A 23,096-nucleotide genomic window follows, 5' to 3' on the forward strand; every position below is an offset into this window, starting at 1 on the left:
TTCTTACCAGGTACCGGGAAGGGCAGGCGCGGTGGCGCCCGATGGGACTGCCCGGTACTTCTTCAGCACCTGACTCATGACCTCTTGGAAGACCGGAGCAGGTGCGGCGGAAGAATTTAGTTTAACAGGATCGGCGAGGCTAACCGAAACGACGTACTGCGGATCGTCCGCGGGAGCGAAGCCGGAGACCGACACCAGGTATCCCTTGGTGTAGCCGCCCTGACCGTCGGGCATCTGCGCCGTTCCTGTCTTCGCGGCCACCCGGTATCCCGGAATCTCCCACGTCTTTGCCAGCCAGGCCTTCTGGTACACCATCTCGAGGATGTCGGCCGTGTCGCGGGCAGCCGTGGCCGATACGACCGGCGTGCCGACCGCTTCCGGAACCTCGGTCATGGTGCCGTCGGCGTGGCGGCAGCCTGCCACCAACTGCACGGGCATCCGAACGCCGTTGTTGGCCAGGGTTTGGTAGACGCTCGACACCTGGATGGCCGTGGTCGTGAGGCCCTGGCCGAACATGGTGGCGTACTTGGTCTGGTTGTCCCAGTCTTCCCAGGGGTGCAAGATGCCGGAGTCTTCTGCGAGGAAGCCCGATTCGGTGGTCGAGCCCACACCGAACTTGGTCATGTAGTCATAGCGTTGCTGGTCGCTGATCAGTTCGCCGAACTTGGACATGCCCGTGTTCGAGGACTCGATCATCACGCCTGTCAGGGTGAGGTTCAGGTCGGGGTGGCTGGAACTGTCGTTCACGTTGGCCCCGTTGGGCGGCAGGTATCGGTACGGCGCAACGATGCGGCTCAGCGGAGTGGCCGCGCCAGCGTCGAGAACGGATGCCGTGGTGAGCGCCTTGAACGTCGACCCCGGCTCGAAGGATGCCGTGAAGGCTCGCGACCCGCGGTCATCGGGGTTGGGGGTGCCGTTGACGTTATTGGGGTCGACCGAGGGGTAGTCGGCGACGGCGACGAGCTTGCCCGTCTTGACCTCCTGCACCACCACGTTGCCCCAGGCGGCTCCCGTGGCGATTGCTTGCTTGGCCAGCGCCTGCTGCACGAACCAGTTCAGGTCGGAGTCGATGGTCGTGACGACGTCGCCGCCGTCCCTGGCCGTCCTGGTCGTGACAGTGCTCTGGGGCAAGCGCACGCCGTCCGCGCCCTTCTCGTACGTCTCCGTGCCATTGGTACTCGCCAGGCAGGCATCCTGGCCGAGTTCGATGCCGGCCTGAGCCTCCCCGCCGGACGAGACGAACCCGACCAGGTTGCCGGCCACGGCTCCGTCGGGGTAGACCCGGCTCGGGTTCTTCTCGGCGTACATCCAGGGGATGTCGAGTGCGTCGATGGCCCGGAACACCGACACGTCCACAGCGCGCACGACGACGGCATAGTCGGAGTCCTTGTCGGCGGCGAGGGCGTCGGAGATGACCTTGAGGATTTCGTCGCCGCTCTGCCCGGTCAGGGCACCCACCTCCGCGACCGCCTGGGCGAGCGTCACGGTCACGTCTCCGGTGTCGGTGGTGCGCTCGAATTCCTTGGCGTTCCGCGGCGACAGGGTGATGTTGTACCGCATCACCGTTCCGGCCAGGACGACCCCATTGGAGTCGACAATGTCACCCCGGGAACCGAAGACGGGCTGCTCGACCGAACGGTTGCCGAGCGAGTCGGCGCTCAGGGTGTCGGCCCGCACCACCTGGATGTCGACGAGCCGCACCACGAAAACCGTCACGAACAGGAGCAGCATGACGATCGTCGCCGCGCTCCGTCGCCGGCTCGACCGGGTGCTGCTCGAACGGCTGTTGCTCGCCACCTGCGAATCCTGACTGCGGCCGGGGCCGCGGGTGTGGAACGTTCTGGGAACGAAGCTGACGGGACGGGAGGGCGGTGAAAACCACCCGGTGTACGAACCGCCTAGCGGGTCGTGGGTGTCGGCAGAGCGTTGGGCGCCTCGGCGGGCACGGTTGCGGACACGGATGCCGCGACAACCGGTTCCGCCGCCGGGCTGGCGACCGAACCACCCAGGCTTGCGCCCTGACCGGTGTTCTGCGGCAGTTCTGTGACCAAAGGTACGCCGGCGAGCAGCGCGTTCGGCACCAGGCTCGCCGAACCGGCTTGGCTTCCGATGGCCGAGGCCGGCGCGCCGAGGACGGCGCCGTCGGAGAGACGCAGGTAGACGGGGTTGGAGCTGCTGACCATGCCGAGGGCTTCCGCGTTGGCGGCCAGGCTCTGCGGCGAGGACACCCGCACCAGGTCTTCGGTCACGCTTTCGGCCGTGCGTCCGAGTTCGACCTGGCTGGCCTGAAGGCGGGACACCTCGTACGCCGACTGGGAGATGCCCACGCTCAGTAGCAGCTGGGCGATCACGATCACAGCCACGCCCGTCACAGCCGAGAGGGCGTAGGCGATCTTCGGACGTGCCCTCCGCTGACTGCGCGGGGAGACGATCTCGATATGACGGGGCTCCTCCGCCGGGGCGTGGCCCGGGGTGCTCTCCCAGGTAGGTCGTAGGACGCGGGCGAGGTTGTCGCTCATTCGGCTCTCCTGAGTCTTTCGGCGGCGCGAAGTCGAACCGGCGTGGCACGCGGGTTGATGGCTTTTTCCTCGTCCGAGGCCAGTTCGGCACCCCGGATCAGAAGCTTGAACAGCGGTTTGTGTTCGGGAAGTTCGATCGGCAGTCCGGCGGGAGCCGTGGAGCCGGACGCTTTCGCCAGGACCTTCTTGACGATGCGGTCTTCGAGGGACTGGTAAGCCATGACCACGATGCGTCCGCCGACGGCGACCGATTCGAGTGCGGCCGGGATGGCTCGTTCCAGGACCGCGAGCTCCTGGTTGACTTCGATGCGCAGGGCCTGGAACACCCGCTTCGCGGGGTGCCCTGCGCGCTGCACGACGACCGGCGTCACAGCGGTGATGACCGCGACGAGCTGGGCGGACCGAACGAACGGAGTGTTCTCCCGCGCGTCGACGATGGCCTTGGCGTAGCGTGCCGCCAGCTTCTCCTCACCGTACTCGTGGAAGATTCGGCGCAGTTCCTGCTCGCTGTAGGTGGCGAGGATGCGCTCAGCCGTCAGATCGCTGGTGTTGTCCATGCGCATGTCCAGCGGGGCGTCCTTGGAATAGGAGAAGCCGCGCTCAACCCGGTCGAGCTGCAGCGAGGAGACGCCGAGGTCGAACAACACGCCCGAAACCTCGGAGATCCCGAGGCCCTCCAGAGCGTCCTGGATACCGTCGTAGACGGTGTGAACCAGGTGGATCCGGTCGCGGAACGGTTTCAGCCGCTCTTCGGCGATCGCGAGAGCGTCGAGGTCCCGGTCGAGTCCGACCAGGACCAGCTCGGGGAATCTCTGCAGGAACGCCTCGGCGTGGCCGGCCATTCCGAGCGTGGCATCGACGAGCACGGCGCCCGGCCGTTCCAGCGCCGGCGCCAGCAGTTCGACGCAGCGGTCCAGCAGTACTGGGGTGTGGATGTCGTTGATGTCCATAGTCCCGGGTGGTTCCTGATTCCTGATCCCCATCCATTCGTCTCTGGCACCGGGGAAGTGTGTCAGGCGGAACGGCTGGGGGTCAGGCGTCAGGAGCTACATAAGTCCCGGAATCACCTCCTCGGCGATATTGGCGAATGAGTCTTCCTGTCCGGCGAGGTAGGTTTCCCACGCGGTCGTGTCCCAGATCTCTACCCGGGTGCCCACTCCGATGACGGTCAGGTCCCGGTCGAGCCCGGCGTAACTGCGCAGGTTCGCGGGAATGGTCACCCGGTTCTGCTTGTCGGGCATCTCGGCGCTCGCACCGGAGAAGATCAACCGGTTGAAGGAACGCGCACCCTGGTCCGTGAGCGGCGCCCGGGAGAACTGCGTGTAGTACGACTCGAACTCCTGCGTTGTGAACACGTACAGGCAGTTCTCCTGGCCGCGGGTCATGACGATCCCTGGAGAGAGCTCGTCGCGGAATTTCGCGGGCAGGATGACGCGCCCTTTTTCGTCGAGCTTGGGAGCATAGGTGCCGAAAAACATCTATCCCCCTCTCTTCCGGCCAAGGTCAGATTGTGCTCCACTTTACTCCACTTTGATCCACTCAGACAGGAAAACACGGGAATTCTCGGGAAATATTCTTCTGAACTCCAGAAAAACACTGGGAAGCGCAGGTGGAGGGAAATCCCGCGTCTTGATCCAATCCGGCCCGCTTCCAGGCACAAAAAAAGGGCCGATCCGATGATCGGCCCTACAGCTGGTGGCGGGTGGAGCGGGGTGGAGCGTAGTGGAGCTAGACCCGGATGGTTATGGCTGGCCGTCCTGGCGGCGATCCCAGCGTTCGTTCATGCGATCCATGAAGCCGCGTTCCGGGGAGCGCTGCTGAGACGGACTCGAGCGGGGGGCTGCGGACATCCGTGTGGCGTTCTTGCTTGGAGTGGTGGCGATCAGAACCCCGGCGAACATGATGACGAAACCCAGTACACCGAGCCACAACTGCTGGATGGCCACGCCGGCGATGAGGCCGCCGATTCCCGCAACCGCGGCCAGAACCCCGAGAGAAATCGAGCGGTAGTTCGGCCGGAGGGAGGTTCCCCCGACGTTTGCTACGAAGTCGGCGTCGTTGTGATAGAGACCGCGCTCCATCTCTTCGAGGAGTCGCTGCTCTTGTTCCGAAAGCGGCATCTCATTCCTCCTGTTTGGGGTCGCGCTGTACTTCATCGATTCTAACCCCGCCGAGATGGCTAGGCTAGGCAGGTGGCGCAAAGCAATCATGTGATCGATCTGGTTCATTCCCGCATCGACGAATTCCTCGAAACCCGTCAGCCAATTGTGACCACTATCAGCGCGGATCTCACGCCATTGGTGGACTTCTCACGGCAGTTTCTCAGTGGCGGCAAGCGCTTTCGGGCGCTGTTCTGCTACTGGGGATGGCAGAGCATCGGGGCCTGCTCAGCGGCCGGTGAGGCCGGTGCTTCCGAGGCCCTTCCAACCCATATCGTTTCCGCCGCAGCGGCACTGGAGATCTTCCACGCGGCGGCACTCGTGCACGACGACATCATCGACAACTCCGACACCCGACGCGGAGCCGCCTCCGCCCACAAACTCTTCGAGGGCATGCATGGAATGAGCGGCTGGGCAGGCAGCCAGATTGAATTCGGGCGGGCCGCCGGCATCCTTCTCGGTGACCTGCTCCTGGGCTGGAGCGACGAGCTGCTCGACGAAGGCCTCGCGGCCGCCCCGGACGCGACAGCTGCGCTCCGCGCTCGGGCGGAATTCAACCGGATGCGCACCGAGGTCACCGTGGGCCAGTACCTCGACATCCTCGAGGAGCGCGCCTGGCTGACCTACCCCGAGGCGGAGCTGTTCGACCGGGCCCTGCGGGTCATCGTCTTCAAATCCGCCAAGTACAGCGTGCAGGCGCCGCTCGTGATCGGCGCGGCTCTCGCCGGCGCCGGACCGGAACACCTCGACGCCCTGCGCGCGTTCGGGCTGCCGCTCGGAATCGCCTTCCAGCTCCGGGACGACCTGCTCGGTGTGTTCGGGGATGCCTCTGTGACCGGCAAGCCCAGCGGCGACGACCTCCGAGAAGGCAAGCGCACCGTGTTGGTCGCGCTGGCGCGAGCGCAGCTGACGGACACGGCCCGCGGGGAATTGGACGCTCTCCTTGGCGACCCGCTACTGACGCAAGCCCAGATCAAAGTGCTGCAACGCACCATCCTTGACAGCGGCGCCGTCGAACGGATCGAGGCACTCATCGTCGCAAACGTCGCCGAGGCCCTTGCGGCCCTCGAAGGATCGCCGATCACCGACGCGGTCACGACGCGGCTGATGGAGCTGGCCGAGACGGTGACCCACCGCGCGTTCTAGGCACGGTCCCGGCCGAGCACGAGGCCCGGTGCCGAACCAATTCGATGGAGATCCTGTTCTGAAACTGCCGTTTCGGGGTGTTTAGGTGCGATTCGGGCGAATTCACCGTTGAATTCGTCCGAGACGGGCATACGGCAGGGTGCTGTGCGGTGCCGTTCCAGGCCGGAAACCTTAGGCGAGGGCCTGAGCCACCCGACGCACTTCGGCCTTGCGACCCGCCAGCAGTGCCTGGACCGGGGGCACTCCGAGACTGTCGTCGACCTCGAGGAGCCAGCGCATCGCCTGCTCGTCGGTGAAGCCATCGTCGGCGAGCACGATCAGGGTGCCGCGAAGTTCGGGCAGTGGCGCCCCGTCCTTGAGGAAGGAGGCGGGAACCTGCAGCGGGCCATTGTCCCGGCGGATGGCAATCAACTGCCTGTCGTCGACGAGCTGGCGCACGCGGCTCTGGCTGACGCCGAGCACACGGACGAGGTCTGGGATGGACAGCCACTCTTGATCTGAAAACGATTCGGTCACGGTTCAAGCCTCCCATGATTAGGGATGCTGGACAAACTTCCGGCCCGGTTTCGCGCGTGTTGTCACCCAGAACGGGGGCCACCTGATTAGCTGGACTGAACAACTGTGTCAGCATTGCTGTCGCACGCACTCGACGGGAGCGGTATGTCGGCACGAGCCAGCAGGAACAGCAAGGACCCACGAGCGGTCAGCGAGGGGCGCCACCGCCAGACGGCCTCGACCGAGCGGCGTGGCCTGGGCGTGCTGGTCACGGTGCCGCTGGTTCTGATCAGCACAATTGCAATCAGCCTGAATCTGGCCTCTCCGGCGGAGGCCGCCTCCATCGCCAAGAAGCCGCTCAAGAGCAAGAGTCTGCTGCCCGGCGCCGCTTCGGCCAAGGTATCGACGAGCGTGCCCACCACAGCGACACCGACCCAGTACCAGGTGGTCGAGGGCGACACCGTGAGCGCCGTTGCCGGACGGTTCGGCCTCTCCACGGCATCCGTGCTCGCCCTCAACGGACTGGGCTGGTCAGCGGTCATCTTTCCGGGTCAGACGCTGATCCTGTCGGCGCAGGCCGCCACGCCGGCGCCGGCCCCCGCTCCGGTTGCCGCGGAGATCGCCCGATATGTGATCCAGAGCGGTGACACACTCTCCGGTGTCGCAGCTGCCCACGGGCTGTCCCTGTCCGCACTGCTTCAGGTGAACGGCCTCGACCCGAGCAGCATCATCTTTCCCGGTCAGTCCGTGGTGCTGCCGCCGGGCGACGGCCCAGCGGCGGCCCCGGTGGCCGCCGCGCCGGTCGCGGCGGTGGGCGGCGCATCCGGAACGCACACGATCGTGGCCGGCGAGACCATCGGCGGCCTCGCGGCCGCGGCGGGAGTGTCGGTGCAGTCCGTGCTCGACGCCAACGGCCTCGGGTGGTCCAGCATCATCTACCCCGGGCAGGTGCTCAGCGTCCCATCCGGTTCATCGTCCGCGGCTCTCCCGACCGACCCAGCGGTCCTGATCACCGAGGTCGCACCGGTTCCGTCGCCGTCGGCCGAAGTCGGCCGGGTCACTCCGCTCACCGAGGAGATGCGACGACACGCCGAAATCATCATCGCCAGTGGACGAACGGCCGGCGCCGGAGACGCAGGCATCGTGATCGCCCTGGCCGCCGCGGCTCAGGAGTCCGGACTGCGCAACGTGCAGCACGGTGACCGCGATTCCCTCGGACTCTTTCAGCAGCGGCCCAGCTCCGGCTGGGGTTCCCCCGCCGAGGTGCTCGACCCGGTGCGGGCCAGCCTCGCCTTCTTCGGCGGTCCCGTGAACCCGAACCCGGGCGTCACCCGTGGACTCCTGGACGTGCCGGGATGGGAATCGATGACGGTGACCGAGGCCGCTCAGACGGTGCAGATCTCGGCCTACCCGAACCACTACGCCAAGTGGGAAACGTCCGCTCGGGCGTGGCTGGACGAACTCAGCTGAGACGTACTGGCATCCGTTCGACCCTGAAATCCCCGACTTTCGGGTGTCCCGGCGCGAGGAACGGTCCGGCGATCCCTAGAATCGACTAGTGAGCGATACCCCTGCCGATCCCATGGTCGGCCGTCTGATAGACGGCCGCTATCAGGTGCGCTCGCGGATCGCCCGTGGCGGCATGGCCACGGTCTACCTCGCCACCGACCTGCGCCTCGAGCGCCGGGTCGCGATCAAGATCATGCACGGCCACCTCGCCGACGACAACACGTTCAAGGCCCGCTTCGTGCAGGAGGCCCGCTCGGCCGCCCGCCTCGCGCACCCCAACGTCGTCAACGTCTACGACCAGGGCCAGGACGCCGACATGGCCTATCTGGTGATGGAATACCTGCCCGGCATCACGCTGCGCGACCTGCTGAAGGATTACGGCCGCCTCACCAGCGAGCAGACGATGGACATCCTCGAGGCAGTGCTTTCGGGGCTGGCCGCCGCGCACAAGGCCGGGATCGTTCACCGCGACCTCAAACCGGAGAACGTTTTGCTGGCCGACGACGGCCGCATCAAGATCGGCGACTTCGGCCTTGCTCGCGCGGTCAACAACAACACTGCGACCGGCCAAGCGCTACTCGGCACGATCGCCTATCTCTCCCCCGAGCTCGTCACACGAGGCATCGCGGATGCCCGCAGCGACATCTACGCCCTCGGCATCATGACCTACGAGATGCTCACCGGCGAGCAGCCCTATGTGGGCGAAGCGCCCATGCAGATCGCCTACCAGCACGCCAACGACACTGTGCCGATGCCGAGCGTCCGCATACCCACGATTCCGCACGAGCTCGACGAACTCGTGCTGTGGGCGACCGCTCGCGACCCGGAGCAACGTCCGCGCGATGCCCGTGTCATGCTCGACCAGTTGCTCGACCTCGACAAGCTGGTGCGCCCGGCCCCCGCCGCGACCGGCCTCGCGTCGACCATGGTGATGCCGGGCGGGCTGACCGCAGCGGTGGCCGAGGCCGACACCCAGATCTTCGGCGCCACCCCACTCGTTCCTGCCGGAGGCGCGGCCGACGCCTCTGCGGAAGCCCCGGCCAATGCCACCCTCCTGACCGAGCAGGCCCAGAAGCGCAAGCACCGCGGCTACTGGCTCTTCGCACTCGTGATCATGTTGGCCGCACTGGCCGGGGGAACCGGCTGGTACTTCGGCAGCGGCCCAGGCTCGGACGTTCCCGTTCCTTCCCTGACCTCCTCCTCCCCGGAGAACGCCACCAGCCAGTTGACGGCGCTCGGACTGGAAGTGGCGCTCGGCACCGAGTTCAGCGGCACGATTCCCGCGGGTCTGGTCTCCAGCACCGACCCCGAATCGGGTACCCGGGTCGCCAAAGACAGCACGGTGACCCTCCTCGTGTCCCAGGGCCCCCAGCCCATCACGCTTCCCGTTCTGGCCGGGCTGTCCAGCGACGCGGCGGCGGCCGCTGTCACCGACCTTAACGCGGGCATCGGCGCGACCGACTCCATCTTCGACGACACCGTGGAATCCGGCCTGGTCATCTCGGCCACTCGGGAACTAGACGGCACGGATGTATCTCAGGGTGGAGACTATTTCCAGGGCATGAACGTCAACCTCGTGGTGTCGCTGGGTTCCGTGCCCGACGTGGCCGGCGAGACGGTCGACGACGCGACCGCGATCCTGGCCGACAAGGGGCTGCTCGCAAATTCCGGGGAGGAGGTCTACAGCGACTCCGTCGACGCCGGGAACGTCATCCGTGCCGTGCCCGTGAACGAGGGGGCGGTGCGCGTAGGCGACACCTACTCCCTGACGGTCTCCCGCGGCCCTGAACCAGTCATCATTCCGGACGTCGTCGGAATGCCGTGGAATGAAGGCAAGCAGGCTTTGACCGACCTCGGCTTCAAGCTGAGTTACAATCTTGGGGCGGATGCGATCGCCGCTCTCCTCAACGTCGCGTCCACGGATCCCGTGGCCGGAACGCCCGCTGAAAAGGGCAGCACCATCACCCTCAAGCCGACGAACCCCTTCGGCTAACCACCACCGAGACCGCTGCCACGCCGTACGAAAGTGCCCGTTCCGCACCGGAGTGACCGGCAGAACGGGCACTGGTGAGCGGAACGGGCACCGAGGTCGCGCATCTAGCGGGCGGCGAGCTCCTCCGCGACCAGGAAGGCGAGCTCGAGCGACTGCATGTGGTTCAAGCGCGGGTCGCAAAGCGACTCGTACCGGGTAGCCAAGGCAGCCTCGTCGATGTGCTCCGAGCCGCCGAGGCACTCGGTGACGTCATCTCCGGTGAGCTCCACGTGCACGCCGCCAGGATGTGTGCCGACGCTCCGGTGCGCTTCGAAGAAGCCGCGGACCTCGTCGACGACGTCGTCGAAGCGCCGCGTCTTGTAACCGGTGGGGGTAGTCACGCCGTTGCCGTGCATGGGGTCGGTGACCCACAGCGGCTTGGCGTCACTGGCCTTGATGGCCTCCAGCAGCGGTGGCAGGGCGTCGCGCACGGTGCCGGCACCCATCCGCGTGATAAATGTGAGGCGGCCGGGCTCCCGGTTCGGGTCGAGCTTGTCGACCAGTCGCAGCATGTCGTCGACGGACGTGCTCGGCCCGAGCTTGACCCCGATCGGGTTGCGCACCCGGGAGAGGAAGTCGACGTGGGCGCCGTCGAGGTCGCGTGTACGCTCCCCGATCCAGATGAAGTGCGCGGACGTGTTGTACGGTGTTCCGGTGCGCGAGTCGATCCTCGTCATCGGACGCTCATAATCCATCAGCAGACCCTCGTGGCTGGTGTAGAACTCCGTGCGGCGCATGGCCTCGAAGTCCGCCCCGCAGGCGATCATGAACTTGATCGCACGGTCGATCTCCTTCGCCACCTTTTCATAGCGCTGATTCGCCGGGTTGGCGGCGAAGCCCTGGTTCCAGCTGTGCACCTGGCGCAGGTCGGCGAACCCACCCTGGGTGAATGCCCGGATGAGGTTGAGCGTGGACGCGGCCGTGTGGTAGCCCGTTACCAGACGAGCCGGGTCGGCCTCGCGGGACTCAGGTGTGAAGTCGTAGCCGTTGACGATGTCGCCACGGTAGGCCGGCAGCGTGACGCCGCCGCGGGTCTCGAAGTCGCTCGAGCGGGGCTTGGCGAACTGGCCGGCCATTCGGCCCATTTTGATCACGGGCATCGACGCGCCGTAGGTGAGCACGACGGCCATCTGCAACACGGTCTTGACGCGGTTGCGGATCTGCTCCGCGGTGGCGCCGCTGAAGGTCTCGGCGCAGTCTCCGCCCTGCAGGAGGAAGGCGTGGCCGCTGGCGGCCTCCGCCAGGCGATCGCGCAGAATGTCGACCTCGCCGGCGAACACGAGCGGGGGCTGAGTTGACAATTCGGATGATGCCGCGGCAACGGCGACCGGGTTGGGCCACGTCGGCTGCTGCTTGATCGGGAGGGTGCGCCAATAGTCCAGGCCGGCAACCACAGATTGTTCTGCGAGGACGACTGGTTCGGTGGGGTCTACCACGGGACTATTCCTTTTTTCTCTGGTCCGGCGCACGAAATACCGCGAACCGCACTGTGGGGGTGGGACCTGCTGGCCCCCAGACAACCCTCTGATTCTACCGGGTCAGGCTGGCGCGCTTTTCTTTCACACTCGTCGCGTAGACGTCCACGTACTCTTGGCGGCTCAGCGCCTGCAACTCGTACATCAGCTCGTCGGTCACCGACCGGAGCACGAACCGGTCTCCCTCCATGCCATCGAACCGGCTGAAGTCGAGGGGCTTGCCGATGACGATGCCGATGCGGCGCACCTTGGGGACCCGGGTGCCTGTCGGCATAGCCTTCTCCGTGTCGATCATTGCCACGGGGATGACCGGGACCTCGGCTTCGAGCACCATCCGCGCTACACCGGTGCGGCCACGGTACATCTTGGCGTCGGGACTGCGGGTGCCCTCCGGATAGATGCCGAGCACGCCGCCGGAGCCAAGAACGCGCAAGCCAGTGTTGAGGGAGTCCTCGGACGCCTTGCCACCCGACCGGTCGATCGGCAGTTGCCCGGTGGCCTTGAAGAACTGGCGCGTCGCCCAGCCTTTCAGCCCCTTGCCGGTGAAGTACTCGCTCTTAGCCAGGAAGACGACCCGCCGTGGCACGACCAGCGGCAGGAAAACCGAGTCGATGAACGACAGGTGGTTGCTCGCGAGAATCACACCGCCTTCTTTGGGGATGTTCTCGAGCCCGACCACCCACGGTCGGAAGATCGCCAACAGCAGAGGGCCGATGACAATGTTTTTCATAAGCCAGTAGAACATCGTTGCTCCCTCGGTAACCCGGAAAGCCTACTGCGCGAAGACGTGTTTCCGCGCCAGGTCGGCCGCGCCGACGACTCCGGCGTCGTTGACGAGCTGGGCTATCGCGAATTCCGCCTCAGGATGGTATCCCCTGGCGGGCAGGTTTTCGAGGTAGGCGGCGCGGATCGGCTCGAGCAGCAGGTCGCCGGCCGCGGCCACTCCCCCGCCGAAAACGAAGATCTGCGGGTCAAGCACGGCTGCGAGGCTCGAGCAGGCCGCGCCAAGCGAGCTGCCCAACTGACGCAGCGCCGCGAGGGCGCCGTTGTCGCCCTCCTGGATCAAGCGGCCGACCTCCTTGCCGGTGAGCTTGCCCTTGCGCTCGCGAGCCGCGGCAAGGCCGAGGCCGATGCCACCGGCATCCGCCAACTCGGTCGCAATTCGAAGCAGGGCGCGGCCCGAGCCGTACTGTTCGATGCAGCCGTGGGCACCGCAGCCGCAGAGGCGACCGCCCGGCACCACGCGCAAGTGCCCGAGTTCGGCGGCACACCCGAAGCCGCCGCGGAAGAGGCGGCTGTTGGACACGATCGCCCCGCCAACGCCGGTGCCGATGGTGAGGGTGACCATATCGCTGTAGCCACGCCCGGCGCCGAAGACGAACTCCGCCCAACCGGCAGCGTTCGCGTCGTTCTCGATCAGGATGGGCAGATCGAGCCGGGCCTCGAGCGTGGCTCGAAGCGGTTCGTGCCGCCAGTTGACGTTGGGGCCGTAGTAGACGGTGGACTGGGCGGCGTCAATGAAACCGGCTGCCGCGATCCCCGCGGCGACGACCTCTTCGCCGGCGGCCAGGTCCGTGATCATCGCCACAACGGCGTCTTCGATGCCGCGAGGATCGTTCGCGGTGGTCGGTCGCCGATCGGAGCGGACGATCGTGCCGGATTCGTCAACCAGAGCCGCGGCAATTTTGGTGCCGCCGATGTCGATCCCAATGGCGTGCACGGCGGACTTCTTTCGTTGAGGGGCTGGAGGAAACGCACGACCGGGCGAACAACGGAGCTGGTGCGACCCCTCTAGAGTGTAGTGAATCAAGACACCGCCAGGCGAAACGTACGCTTCCACGTACCGACGTGGATAGAGTAGGGCAAAATGCCCGCCCGGTACCAGAGGAGTTACCGTGAAACAGTTCGATCTGCCCGCAATTGTTCCCGCAGACCCGCAAGCCAACGTCACAGACCTCCTGGTCGATCGCCTCGCCGAGACACCCGACTCCGTGCTGTTCTCACTGCCGAGAAACGGAGCCTGGATTCCCGTCACCACCGCCGAGTTCCACGCCCAGGTTGTTGCACTGGCCAAGGGTCTCGTCGCAGCCGGTATCCAGCCCGGCGACAAAATCGGCCTGATGTGCAAGACCCGCTATGAGTGGACACTGATCGACTTCGCCACCTGGTTCGCCGGTGCCGTGCTCGTTCCGGTCTACGAGACGAGCTCGCCCAAGCAGATCCAGTGGATCCTGGGCGACTCGGACGCCGTGACCGTGATCGTCGAGACCGCAGAGCACTTCTCCCGCTTCGATGAGGTGCACCCCGAACTGCCCAGCGTGCAAAAGGTGTGGCAGATCGACCTCGGTGACCTGGACAAGCTCGCGGCCACCGGAACGGATGTTCCCGACGAGGAGATCGAGCGCCGGCGTGCCCTCGCGATCGGGTCGGACATCGCCACTCTGATCTACACCTCGGGTTCCACCGGCCGACCCAAGGGGTGCGTGCTCACCCACGCCAACTTCGTCGAGACATCCCGCAATGCCGCTGTCGCGCTGAAGGATGTCCTCACGGACGAACACGGCGCCTCCACTTTGCTGTTCATCACCACGGCGCACGTGTTCGCCCGGTTCATCTCGGTGCTGTGCGTGCACGCCGGCGTGCGCGTCGGTCACCAGCCCGACACGCGCAAGCTGCTCGAATCGCTCGGCACCTTCAAACCGACCTTCCTGCTCGCGGTGCCGCGCGTATTTGAAAAGGTCTACAACTCCGCCGAACAGAAGGCCCTGGCCGCAGGCCGCGGCAAGATCTTCGAAGCGGCCGCCCAAGTCGCCGTCGACCACTCCATGCTGGTCGACCAGGGCAAGAGCGTTCCGCTGATGCTGAAGGTCAAGTTCGCGCTCTTCGACCGTCTCGTCTACGCCAAGCTCCGTGCCGCCATGGGCGGCAACGTGAAATACGCCGTCTCCGGGTCCGCCCCGCTCGGCATGCACCTGGGCCACTTCTACCACAGCCTCGGCATCAAGATCCTCGAGGGCTACGGCCTCACTGAGACCACCGCCCCCACGACCGTCGGACTGACGACCAAGTTCAAGATCGGAACCGTCGGACCGCCTCTCCCCGGCGTGTCCGTTCGTGTTCTGGACGACGGCGAGATCGAGGTCAAGGGAGTGAACGTCTTCAAGGAGTACTGGAAGAACCCCGAGGCCACCGCGGCGTCCTTCAACGACGGATGGCTGCGCACCGGGGACATCGGCGCCATGGACGGCGACGGCTTCCTCACCATCACGGGACGAAAGAAGGAGATCATTGTCACGGCCGGCGGCAAGAACGTCGCCCCGGCGGCGTTGGAGGACCCGATCCGCTCGAACCCGCTGATCGGACAGGTGGTCGTCGTCGGCGATCGCAAGCCGTTCATCGCCGCGCTGATCACGCTGGACCCCGACATGCTCGCCGTCTGGCTGAACAACAACGGCGAGGATGCGGGAATGTCCCTGACGGAGGCATCCGTCAACCCGAAGGTGCTCGCCGAGGTGCAGCGGGCCGTGGACCACGCCAACGACCATGTGTCCCGCGCGGAGTCGATCCGCAAGTTCACGGTGCTGACGACCGAACTCACCGAGGACGGCGGTTACCTCACGCCGAAGCTGAGCATCAAACGGGATATCATCCTGCGGGACTTCGCCAGTGTCATCGAGGCCATGTATCTCGGCGCCCCGGTGACCGGAGTCAACCCGGTCAAGGGCTAGTCGCCCGCTGATCAGGGGCGGTGGTCGGAGCTCGTCTGGCTCGACCACCGCCGGACCGGTGTCAGAACCAGGTGGACTCGCGGATCTCCTTCATGGCGGCCCGACGGTTCTCCTTGTCAAGGCGGTCCAGGTAGAGCAGGCCATCGAGGTGGTCGGTCTCGTGCTGCAGGGCCTGAGCCATGATGCCGCTACCGGACAGCTCGACCGGTTGGCCGTCGAGGTCGATGCCCGTGACCCGGGCGAACGGGTAGCGGCGCGTCGGGTACCACAGTCCGGGTACCGACAGGCAGCCCTCGTCGACGAGTTCGGGCTCCCCCGACACCTCGACCAGGACCGGATTGAGGATGTACCCGATTTCTCCGTCCACGTTGTAGCTGAACGCCCGAAGGTTGACTCCGATCTGGGATGCCGCGACGCCTGCTCTCCCAGGTAGGCGCACGCTGGCGACCAGGTCCTCGACCAGGCTCCTCGCACGGGCGTCGATCGTGCCGACCGGCTCGGAGACGGTCTTGAGGACGGGATCTCCGAAGAGACGGATCTGGCGCTCAGGCACAGTGGCAACTCCAAGTCTGTGCTGCGATGGTGCAGCGTGATGCAGGTGTGTGGTGCGGTTATACGTTTCGGTCGGCGGGCAGCCCCTCGACCACGAGGGCGGCCAGCGTGCGAGCCGCCAGCCGGGTGATGGGTTTCAGGTCGTCGAAGGAGATGACACTGCCTGCGGCGAGCTGCGGGTCCCAGGGGATGCGCACGATCTCCCGCACCCTGGACCGAAAATGCGACTCGATCTCTTCCAGCTTCACCAGGTTCGTGCCCTGCGTGGCCGTGTTCAGCGCGACAATCGCGTTGCGCACCAGGTCGCCGTAGCCGTTGGCCTCAAGCCAGGTCAGGGTCTCTGAGGCCAGCCTGGCCTCGTCGACGCTTCCGCCGGAGACGATGACGATCGAGTCGGCTCGCTGCAGGGTGGCCCGCATCACGGAGTGCACGATGCCGGTGCCGCAGTCGGTGAGCATGATCGAGTAGTACCGCGCCGCCAGGTCGGCGACGACGTTGTAGTCGTTCTCGTCGAAGGCCTCGGACAGGAGCGGGTCGGTGTCGGAGGCGAGAATGTCGAGCCGGGTCGCGTCACGCGACACGAGCGCGGAGAAATCGGTGAATCCACCGATCGACGCGGCCTTGGTCACCACGTCGCGCACGGTGGAGCGGGTCTGCTTTGTCACCCGCTCGGAGAGGGTGCCGCGGTCGGGGTTGGCGTCGACGGCGATGATGCGGTCCTCGCGGGCATCCGCCAGAGCCATACCGAGGAGCGCCGTGACTGTGGTCTTGCCGACTCCGCCCTTCCGCGTGAGGATCGGCACGAACCGGGTTCCACCCGCGAATTCCTTGCGGATGCGCTCGTCGAGCTGCTTGTGGGCGCGCACCTTGGCCGAGTCGCCGAGGTTGACCACGTGCAGGGTGGCGCCGAAGACGAAGCTGTTCCAGGCACCGCGGGGCGGCGGCTTGGTGCGACGGTTGACCGCCAGTAATCGGTCCGACGTGAGCTGCGATGCGGATTCGGGGGCAGGGCTGGCACTCGTGCGCAGGCTCGCCCTGCGGGACTGGCCCGCGGCATCGCCGACACCTTGGCCGGAGAGGGCCCGCACCGCACCGGTGACAGCGGCGGACGACCGATCGGCGCGCGGCACAGCCGGGGTACTGATCTCGATCGTGTGCGTGGCCGGGGAGGCAACCTGAACGGGAAGGGCCGCTGCCAGGTTCACGATCGTGTGAGGTGGCAACTCGCTGTGATACTCGTCGCCCGCCTGGACGAGATCCTCGTCGGCGGGTTCCCGGCCGGGAAACTCGGCTCCTGCGCGCTTATCTGACAAAAGATCAGTCCCTTCGTCGATAGATCGCACCAAGCTTAGCGTGGACGCACCACCACAAGCAGATCGCCGGCATCGACCTGCTGGGTGCGAGGAACCGCGAGCCGCTCGATATAGCCCGCGATGGGTGAGGTGATGGCCGCCTCCATCTTCATGGCCTCGATCGAAGCCACGGACTGACCGGCCTCGACGGTGTCCCCCTCCTCAACCTGAAGGGTGACCACGCCAGAAAAGGGCGCGGCGATCTGGCCAGGCCGGTTCGCATCCGCTTTCTCGGCGACGTTGGTGCTGACCGTAATGCTGCGATCCCGCACGAACACGGGACGGAGCTGGCCGTTGAGCGTTGTCATGACGGTGCGCATGCCCCTGGCATCGGCCTCGCCGATCGCCTCGAGCCCGACGTACAGCCGCACTCCCTTGGCGATTTCTACGGCGTGCTCCATACCCTGCTGCAGACCGTTCAGGTAGTCGACGGTGTCGAGCACGGACAGGTCGCCGAAAAGCTCCCGGATCTGCTCGAAGTGCCGCGTCGGCGCCGGAAAGAGCAACTGGTTGAGCATTGCCCGCCGGGTGAGGCTGTCGCTGTTCAGGGCGGCGCGCTCGTCCGTCGTGAGCTCGGTTACGCCAACGCGCACGGTGCGGCCGGCCAGCACCTTGCTGCGGAACGGCTCAGGCCAGCCGCCGGGAAGGTCGCCCAGCTCCCCCGCCATGAAGCCGATCACGGAATCGGGCACGTCGTAGTTACCCGGGTTCTCGGCGAAGTCGACCGGGTCGGCGCGCACGGCGGCGAGGTAGAGAGCGAGGTCACCGACAACTTTGGAGGACGGCGTCACCTTCGGCACCCGGCCGAGGATGTCGTTGGCCGCGGCGTACATGTCCTCGATCAGCTCGAAGTCGTCGGCGAGGCCGAGGGCGACAGCCTGCGTCCGCAGATTGGACAGCTGGCCGCCCGGGATCTCATGCTTGTAGACGCGTCCGGTGGGCGCTCGCAGCCCTGATTCGAAGGGGTGGTAGACCCGGCGCACGTCTTCCCAGTACGGTTCCAGGTCACACACGGCCTGCAGGGAGATACCGGTGTCGCGGTCGGTGTGGGCGAGGGCGGCGACGAGGGAGGATGCCGACGGTTGACTGGTGGTGCCGGCCATCGGGGCACTGGCCACGTCGACCGCGTCGGCGCCGGCACGGCTGGCCGCCAGCAGGGTGGCGAGCTGCCCCCCCGGGGTGTCGTGTGTGTGCACGTGGACCGGCAGGTCGAATCGTTCCCGCAGCGCCGTGACGAGCTTCTCGGCGGCGGCGGGGCGCAGCAGACCCGCCATGTCCTTGATCGCGAGGATATGCGCGCCGGACTCCACGATCTGCTCGGCGAGCCGGAGGTAATAGTCGAGCGTGTACAGCTTCTCGGCGGGGTCGAGCAGGTCACCCGTGTAGCAGAGGGCGACCTCGGCGACGGAGGAGCCGGTCGCCAGGACGGCGTCGATGGCCGGGCGCATCTGCGACACGTCATTGAGGGCGTCGAAGATCCGGAAGATGTCGACGCCTGTGGAGGACGCCTCACGCACGAACGCGTCCGTCACCTCGGTCGGGTACGGGGTGTAGCCGACCGTGTTACGGCCGCGGAGCAACATCTGCACGTTGATGTTCGGCAGTGCCTCACGCAGCGACGCCAGACGTTCCCAGGGGTCTTCGCCGAGGAAGCGCAGCGCCACATCGTAGGTGGCGCCGCCCCAGGCCTCGATCGACAGCAGCTCCGGGGTCATCCGGGCCACGTACGGGGCCACGGCCACGAGATCCCGGGTGCGCACCCGAGTCGCCAGCAGCGACTGGTGGGCGTCGCGGAAAGTGGTGTCCGTGACCGCCAAGGCCGTCTGAGCACGCAGGTCGGCGGCGAAGCCGGCCGGCCCGAGCAATTGGAGCCGCTGGCGGGAGCCGGACGGAGCCGGCGCGGACAGATCGAGCTTCGGCAGCTTCTCGGCCGGGTTGAGCAGCGTGATCGGCACACCGTTGGGCTTGTTGACGGTGACATCGGCGAGCCAGTTGAGGATCTTCGTTCCGCGGTCCTTGGACGCGCGTCCACGGAGCAGCTCGGGTCGTTCATCGATGAAGGAGGTGCTCAGATTGCCGGATGCGAAGTCCGGGTCGTCGAGCACAGCCTGCAGGAACGAGACGTTCGTGGACACGCCGCGGATGCGGAACTCGGCCAGGGCGCGCTTGGACCGAGTCACGGCGGAGGCGAAGTCTCGGCCTCGGCAAGTGAGCTTTGCGAGCATCGAGTCGAAGTGCGGGCTGATCTGGGCGCCGGGGTTGATCGTGCCGCCGTCGAGGCGGATGCCCGCGCCGCCGGGTGAGCGGTAGGTGGTGATCTTGCCGGTGTCCGGACGAAACCCCATGGTCGGGTCCTCGGTGGTGATCCGGCACTGCAGAGCCGCGCCGCGCAACACGATCTTGTCCTGCGTGAGCTCGAGCTCGCGAAGGGTCTGGCCCGCGGCGATGCGGATCTGAGACTGCACGAGGTCGACATCCGTCACCTCCTCGGTCACGGTGTGCTCGACCTGGATACGCGGATTCATCTCGATGAACACGTGCTGGCCGGCGCGTTCGCCGACCGTGTCGAGCAGGAACTCAACGGTTCCGGCGTTGACGTAGCCGATCGAACGGGCGAATGCGACGGCGTCCGCGTAGAGGTGCTGGCGGATCTCATCGGAGAGGTTGGGCGCCGGGGCGATCTCGATGACCTTCTGGTGGCGGCGTTGCACGGAGCAGTCGCGCTCGAACAGGTGCACGGTCTCGCCGGTGGCGTCGGCCAGGATCTGCACTTCGATGTGGCGGGGCCGCAGCACGGCCTGCTCGAGGAACATGGTCGGGTCGCCGAAGGCGCTGTTCGCCTCGCGCATGGCTTCCTCGAGCGAGCCGCGGAGCTCGCTCATCTGCGCGACGCGGCGCATGCCGCGCCCGCCGCCGCCGGCAACGGCCTTGGCAAAGATCGGGAAGCCGATTTCCTCGGCGGCGGCAATCAGTTCGTCGACGTCGCGGGAGGGGGCACTGCTCTTGAGCACCGGAACGCCCGCCGCGATGGCGTGCTCTTTCGCGGTGACCTTGTTGCCGGCCATTTCGAGCACGTGCTCGCCCGGACCGATGAAGGTGATGCCGGCCTGGCGGGCCGCAAGGGCCAGCTCGGGGTTCTCAGACAGGAAGCCGTAACCAGGGTAGATGGCGTCGGCGCCACTCTCCTTGGCGACCCGGATGATCTCACTCACCGTGAGGTAGGCACGCACCGGATGTCCCGGTTCGCCGATCTGGTATGCCTCGTCAGCCTTCAGCCGGTGCAGGGAGTTGCGGTCCTCGAACGGGAATACCGCAACGGTTTTGGCACCCAGTTCGTAGGCAGCCCGAAAAGCCCGGATCGCGATTTCCCCGCGGTTGGCAACAAGAATTTTCGTGAACATGCAGACCTTTCGAGCGTGATGCCGCGCACAGCTGACGGTTAGGTTCTCCAAGACTAGTGAAGGTAACGTATCTACTTGTGCACGTACTAAGCGTTAGCTCCCTCAAGGGAGGAGTAGGCAAGACCACAGTGACCCTGGGTCTGGCGTCTGCTGCCTTCGCCCGCGGCGTACGGACTCTGGTTGTGGATATCGATCCGCAGTCAGATGTCTCCACCGGAATGGACATCGAGGTCACAGGCCACCTCAATATCGCCGATGTCCTCGCCTCCCCCAAGGAAAAAGTCGTGCGCGCCGCCATCGTGCCCAGCGGCTGGACGCGGGGGCGCCCTGGCACCATCGATGTGATGATCGGCAGCCCTTCGGCCATCAATTTCGACGGCCCGCACCCCAGCATCCGCGACATCTGGAAGCTCGAGGAGGCCCTCTCCACTGTGGAGAAGGACTACGACCTGGTGCTGATCGACTGCGCGCCTTCGCTCAACGCCCTCACCCGCACGGCATGGGCAGCCAGCGACCGGGTCGCCGTTGTCACCGAGCCCGGTCTGTTCTCCGTCGCCGCGGCCGACCGTGCCCTGCGCGCGATCGAGGAGATCCGACGCGGTCTGAGCCCTCGGCTCCAGCCGCTCGGTATCATCGTCAACCGCGCCCGGGTCGCCTCACTCGAACATCAGTTCCGGATCAAGGAACTGCGCGACATGTTCGGTCCCCTCGTGCTCAGCCCCCAGCTGCCCGAGCGCACCTCTCTGCAACAAGCGCAGGGTGCTGCGAAGCCGCTGCACACCTGGCCAGGCGACAGCGCCCAGGAGATGGCACGCTACTTCGATCAGCTGCTCGAACGCGTATTGCGCACGGCCCGCATCGGCGAATACGCCGAGCAGCGCTGACCGGTCTGCGCGCGTCAACCGCTGAACTCAGCCCTTAGCTGCGGCTGAGGAATGCGCAACGGTCACGAGACCTTACGGTTGCCTCGCCGCGCCGAGAGTTCGTCTGACGGGTCGACCGGCAAGGTGTCGAGCTCGACCAGGCTGGTCTCCACCTCGCGGAGTACTTTCCCCACGGCTATGCCGAACACACCCTGGCCGCGGCTCACGAGGTCGATGACCTCATCGTTCGAGGTGCACAGGTAGACGCTGGCACCGTCACTCATGAGCGTGGTCTGCGCCAGATCGCTGACGCCCGATTCGCGCAGCTGGTTCACGGCCGTGCGGATCTGCTGCAGGGAGATGCCCGTATCGAGCAGCCGCTTGACGAGCTTCAGCACCAGGATGTCGCGAAAGCCGTAGAGACGCTGGGTACCGGAGCCGGCCGCCCCGCGAACGGTGGGCTGCACCAACTCAGTACGAGCCCAGTAGTCGAGCTGACGATAGCTGATTCCGGCGGCCCGGGCCGCCACGGCGCCACGATAGCCAGAATTGTCGTCGAGCTCGGGCATCCCGTCGGTGAAGAGGAGGCCGAGTCCGTAGCGAGCGGCATCGTCACGCTGATTGAGCTCGCTCATACGTTCGCCTCTCGGGTGGGACTGCGATACGAATGATCGCTGGATCTACGCTACCGAGGTCACGGCTCTGATCAACGACATCCGGTAGAGGAAGTTGGCGTGTCGGGCAGTTCTACTTGGTCAGGCGACCCAGGGCCGATCTGATCAGGCTACCGCGGATCACCTCGAGCTGCCCGGCGATCTCGACCGCCATCTCGGCAGCCTTGGCCCGGCTCGACGCGTCCTTGCGGCGTGACAGCGGAACGAGGGCACTTTCGATCAGACCGAGTTCGCGTTCGGCGGCACCGCGGAATCCACGGAGGTGCCGAGGCTCGATACCGCTGCGCTGCAAGTCGACGAGTGCCTTCAACACGCTGAGCGCGTCGTCGCCGTAGAACTCGGCCGGCAGGATGATCGACGCGGAGACGGCGTCGTGTAGCAGGGACGCGGAGGCGCCGGCCTCGCGCAGAAGTTCGTCGCGGTCGAGTCGGCGCACGGTCGACAGCATCGACGGACCCGGCGTCACTCCTCCGGGCAGGGTGGGCGAAAGACCTGCGTCAAGGTCGCTCAGGTAACCTCGGATGACCTTGAGCGGAAGGTAGTGGTCGCGCTGCATGGACAGGACCAGGCGCAGCCGGTCGAGGTCGCCGGCGCAGAATTTGCGATAACCGGATTCCGTGCGCGCCGGGGAGACCAGCCTCTGCTCCTCCAGAAACCGGAGTTTCGACGGGGTCAGATCCGGGAATTCGGGGGTCAGGCGCGCAAGCACCTGGCCGATGCTGAGGAGTGACGTCGCGCCCGGCGCTCTGGCCTGGGCGGCGGACGCAGGCACTACTCGCTCGCCAGGAGCTTGAGGTCGTGCCGCGAGGCGTAGAACGTCAGCCGGAACTTGCCGACCTGGACTTCGGCGCCGTCGTGCAACAGCGCTGTGTCGATCCGCACCCCGTCGAAGTAGGTTCCGTTCAGGGAAATCAGGTCTTTCACCTCGAAGGTAGTGCCGCGGCGCAGGAACTCGGCATGGCGACGGGAGACCGTGACGTCGTCGAGGAAGATATCCGCGTTGGGATGGCGACCGACAGTGGTCACGTCCGCATCGAGCAGGAATCGGGCGCCGGCATTCGGGCCCCGGCGCACAATGAGCAGAGCCGAACCGGACGGGAGAGCCGCGATGGCTTCCTGTTCCTCGACAGTCACGTCACCGTCGATCGATGCCAGTTGTGCAGCGAACTCCTGACCGAACGTCATCGTCGT

20 protein-coding genes are annotated in these 23,096 nt (G+C 66.2%); 5 read left to right on the forward strand and 15 right to left on the reverse strand.

Annotation, left to right across the window (positions count from 1 at the left end):
* Positions 1 to 3: 3 nt before the first annotated feature.
* From E3O65_RS12265 to E3O65_RS12285, 5 genes are all read right to left on the reverse strand, one after another.
* Entirely contained in the window at positions 4 to 1,797 is a 1,794-nt protein-coding gene (locus E3O65_RS12265; protein ID WP_241985572.1) for a peptidoglycan D,D-transpeptidase FtsI family protein, read from the reverse strand.
* 101 nt (positions 1,798 to 1,898) lie between these two features.
* On the reverse strand, positions 1,899 to 2,519 hold the full coding sequence (gene ftsL, locus E3O65_RS12270; protein WP_134363981.1) for a cell division protein FtsL: 621 nt from the start codon (positions 2,517 to 2,519) through the stop codon (positions 1,899 to 1,901).
* The gene (gene rsmH / locus E3O65_RS12275; RefSeq protein ID WP_134363982.1) at positions 2,516 to 3,469 is read right to left on the reverse strand and encodes a 16S rRNA (cytosine(1402)-N(4))-methyltransferase RsmH; all 954 of its coding nucleotides are present in this window, start codon (positions 3,467 to 3,469) and stop codon (positions 2,516 to 2,518) included. The genes ftsL and rsmH overlap by 4 nt, the downstream gene beginning before the upstream one ends.
* 96 nt (positions 3,470 to 3,565) lie before the next feature.
* On the reverse strand, positions 3,566 to 3,997 hold the full coding sequence (mraZ, locus tag E3O65_RS12280) for a division/cell wall cluster transcriptional repressor MraZ (RefSeq protein ID WP_134363983.1): 432 nt from the start codon (positions 3,995 to 3,997) through the stop codon (positions 3,566 to 3,568).
* Between the two features lie 264 nt (positions 3,998 to 4,261).
* Positions 4,262 to 4,639, reverse strand: a complete 378-nt coding sequence (locus E3O65_RS12285) for a DUF3040 domain-containing protein (protein WP_134363984.1) — start codon at positions 4,637 to 4,639, stop codon at positions 4,262 to 4,264.
* 72 nt (positions 4,640 to 4,711) lie between these two features.
* On the opposite strand from E3O65_RS12285, the gene E3O65_RS12290 reads away from it, so the two are divergent.
* Positions 4,712 to 5,824, forward strand: coding sequence for a polyprenyl synthetase family protein (locus E3O65_RS12290; RefSeq protein WP_134363985.1), 1,113 nt, complete (start codon positions 4,712 to 4,714; stop codon positions 5,822 to 5,824).
* 171 nt (positions 5,825 to 5,995) lie between these two features.
* Here the strand turns inward: E3O65_RS12290 and E3O65_RS12295 are convergent, their stop codons facing one another.
* Entirely contained in the window at positions 5,996 to 6,340 is a 345-nt protein-coding gene (locus E3O65_RS12295) for an Rv2175c family DNA-binding protein (RefSeq protein ID WP_134363986.1), read from the reverse strand.
* 144 nt (positions 6,341 to 6,484) lie between these two features.
* Here E3O65_RS12295 and E3O65_RS12300 point away from each other — a divergent pair, with 144 nt between their 5' ends.
* On the forward strand, positions 6,485 to 7,789 hold the full coding sequence (locus tag E3O65_RS12300) for a muramidase family protein (protein ID WP_134363987.1): 1,305 nt from the start codon (positions 6,485 to 6,487) through the stop codon (positions 7,787 to 7,789).
* A gap of 88 nt (positions 7,790 to 7,877) precedes the next feature.
* On the forward strand, positions 7,878 to 9,821 hold the full coding sequence (gene pknB / locus E3O65_RS12305; RefSeq protein WP_134363988.1) for a Stk1 family PASTA domain-containing Ser/Thr kinase: 1,944 nt from the start codon (positions 7,878 to 7,880) through the stop codon (positions 9,819 to 9,821).
* Between the two features lie 104 nt (positions 9,822 to 9,925).
* Here the strand turns inward: pknB and E3O65_RS12310 are convergent, their stop codons facing one another.
* From E3O65_RS12310 to E3O65_RS12320, 3 genes are all read right to left on the reverse strand, one after another.
* A complete protein-coding gene (locus E3O65_RS12310) occupies positions 9,926 to 11,296 on the reverse strand; it encodes a class II 3-deoxy-7-phosphoheptulonate synthase (RefSeq protein WP_422386421.1) in 1,371 nt (456 codons plus the stop codon).
* Between the two features lie 94 nt (positions 11,297 to 11,390).
* The gene (locus tag E3O65_RS12315) at positions 11,391 to 12,080 is read right to left on the reverse strand and encodes a lysophospholipid acyltransferase family protein (RefSeq protein ID WP_134363989.1); all 690 of its coding nucleotides are present in this window, start codon (positions 12,078 to 12,080) and stop codon (positions 11,391 to 11,393) included.
* A gap of 27 nt (positions 12,081 to 12,107) precedes the next feature.
* The gene (locus E3O65_RS12320; RefSeq protein ID WP_134363990.1) at positions 12,108 to 13,055 is read right to left on the reverse strand and encodes an ROK family glucokinase; all 948 of its coding nucleotides are present in this window, start codon (positions 13,053 to 13,055) and stop codon (positions 12,108 to 12,110) included.
* A 175-nt stretch (positions 13,056 to 13,230) separates the two neighbouring features.
* Between E3O65_RS12320 and E3O65_RS12325 the strand changes: the two genes are divergently transcribed.
* Positions 13,231 to 15,063: an AMP-dependent synthetase/ligase gene (locus tag E3O65_RS12325; RefSeq protein WP_134363991.1), complete on the forward strand. Its 1,833-nt coding sequence runs from the start codon at positions 13,231 to 13,233 to the stop codon at positions 15,061 to 15,063.
* A gap of 61 nt (positions 15,064 to 15,124) precedes the next feature.
* Here E3O65_RS12325 and def read toward each other — a convergent pair whose 3' ends face one another.
* The 3 genes from def to E3O65_RS12340 are packed head-to-tail and all read right to left on the reverse strand — an operon-like array spanning position 15,125 to position 20,368.
* Positions 15,125 to 15,616 (reverse strand): peptide deformylase, encoded by a 492-nt coding sequence (gene def / locus E3O65_RS12330; protein ID WP_134363992.1) that lies wholly within the window; start codon positions 15,614 to 15,616, stop codon positions 15,125 to 15,127.
* Positions 15,617 to 15,674: 58 nt separating this feature from the next.
* Positions 15,675 to 16,928: a MinD/ParA family ATP-binding protein gene (locus tag E3O65_RS12335; protein WP_134363993.1), complete on the reverse strand. Its 1,254-nt coding sequence runs from the start codon at positions 16,926 to 16,928 to the stop codon at positions 15,675 to 15,677.
* Positions 16,929 to 16,963: 35 nt separating this feature from the next.
* Entirely contained in the window at positions 16,964 to 20,368 is a 3,405-nt protein-coding gene (locus tag E3O65_RS12340; RefSeq protein WP_134363994.1) for a pyruvate carboxylase, read from the reverse strand.
* A gap of 77 nt (positions 20,369 to 20,445) precedes the next feature.
* On the opposite strand from E3O65_RS12340, the gene E3O65_RS12345 reads away from it, so the two are divergent.
* Positions 20,446 to 21,252 (forward strand): ParA family protein, encoded by an 807-nt coding sequence (locus E3O65_RS12345; RefSeq protein ID WP_134364122.1) that lies wholly within the window; start codon positions 20,446 to 20,448, stop codon positions 21,250 to 21,252.
* 62 nt (positions 21,253 to 21,314) lie between these two features.
* Here the strand turns inward: E3O65_RS12345 and E3O65_RS12350 are convergent, their stop codons facing one another.
* From E3O65_RS12350 to E3O65_RS12360, 3 genes are all read right to left on the reverse strand, one after another.
* Complete coding sequence (locus E3O65_RS12350; RefSeq protein ID WP_134363995.1) at positions 21,315 to 21,866, reverse strand: MerR family transcriptional regulator; 552 nt, start codon at positions 21,864 to 21,866, stop codon at positions 21,315 to 21,317.
* Positions 21,867 to 21,978: 112 nt separating this feature from the next.
* Positions 21,979 to 22,677 (reverse strand): transcriptional regulator FtsR, encoded by a 699-nt coding sequence (gene ftsR / locus E3O65_RS12355; protein WP_134363996.1) that lies wholly within the window; start codon positions 22,675 to 22,677, stop codon positions 21,979 to 21,981.
* The gene (locus tag E3O65_RS12360; RefSeq protein ID WP_134364123.1) at positions 22,677 to 23,090 is read right to left on the reverse strand and encodes an FHA domain-containing protein; all 414 of its coding nucleotides are present in this window, start codon (positions 23,088 to 23,090) and stop codon (positions 22,677 to 22,679) included. The genes ftsR and E3O65_RS12360 overlap by 1 nt, the downstream gene beginning before the upstream one ends.
* Positions 23,091 to 23,096 lie beyond the last annotated feature (6 nt).

The organism is Cryobacterium breve, assembly GCF_004402375.1.
GTDB classification, from domain to species: Bacteria; Actinomycetota; Actinomycetes; order Actinomycetales; family Microbacteriaceae; genus Cryobacterium; species Cryobacterium breve.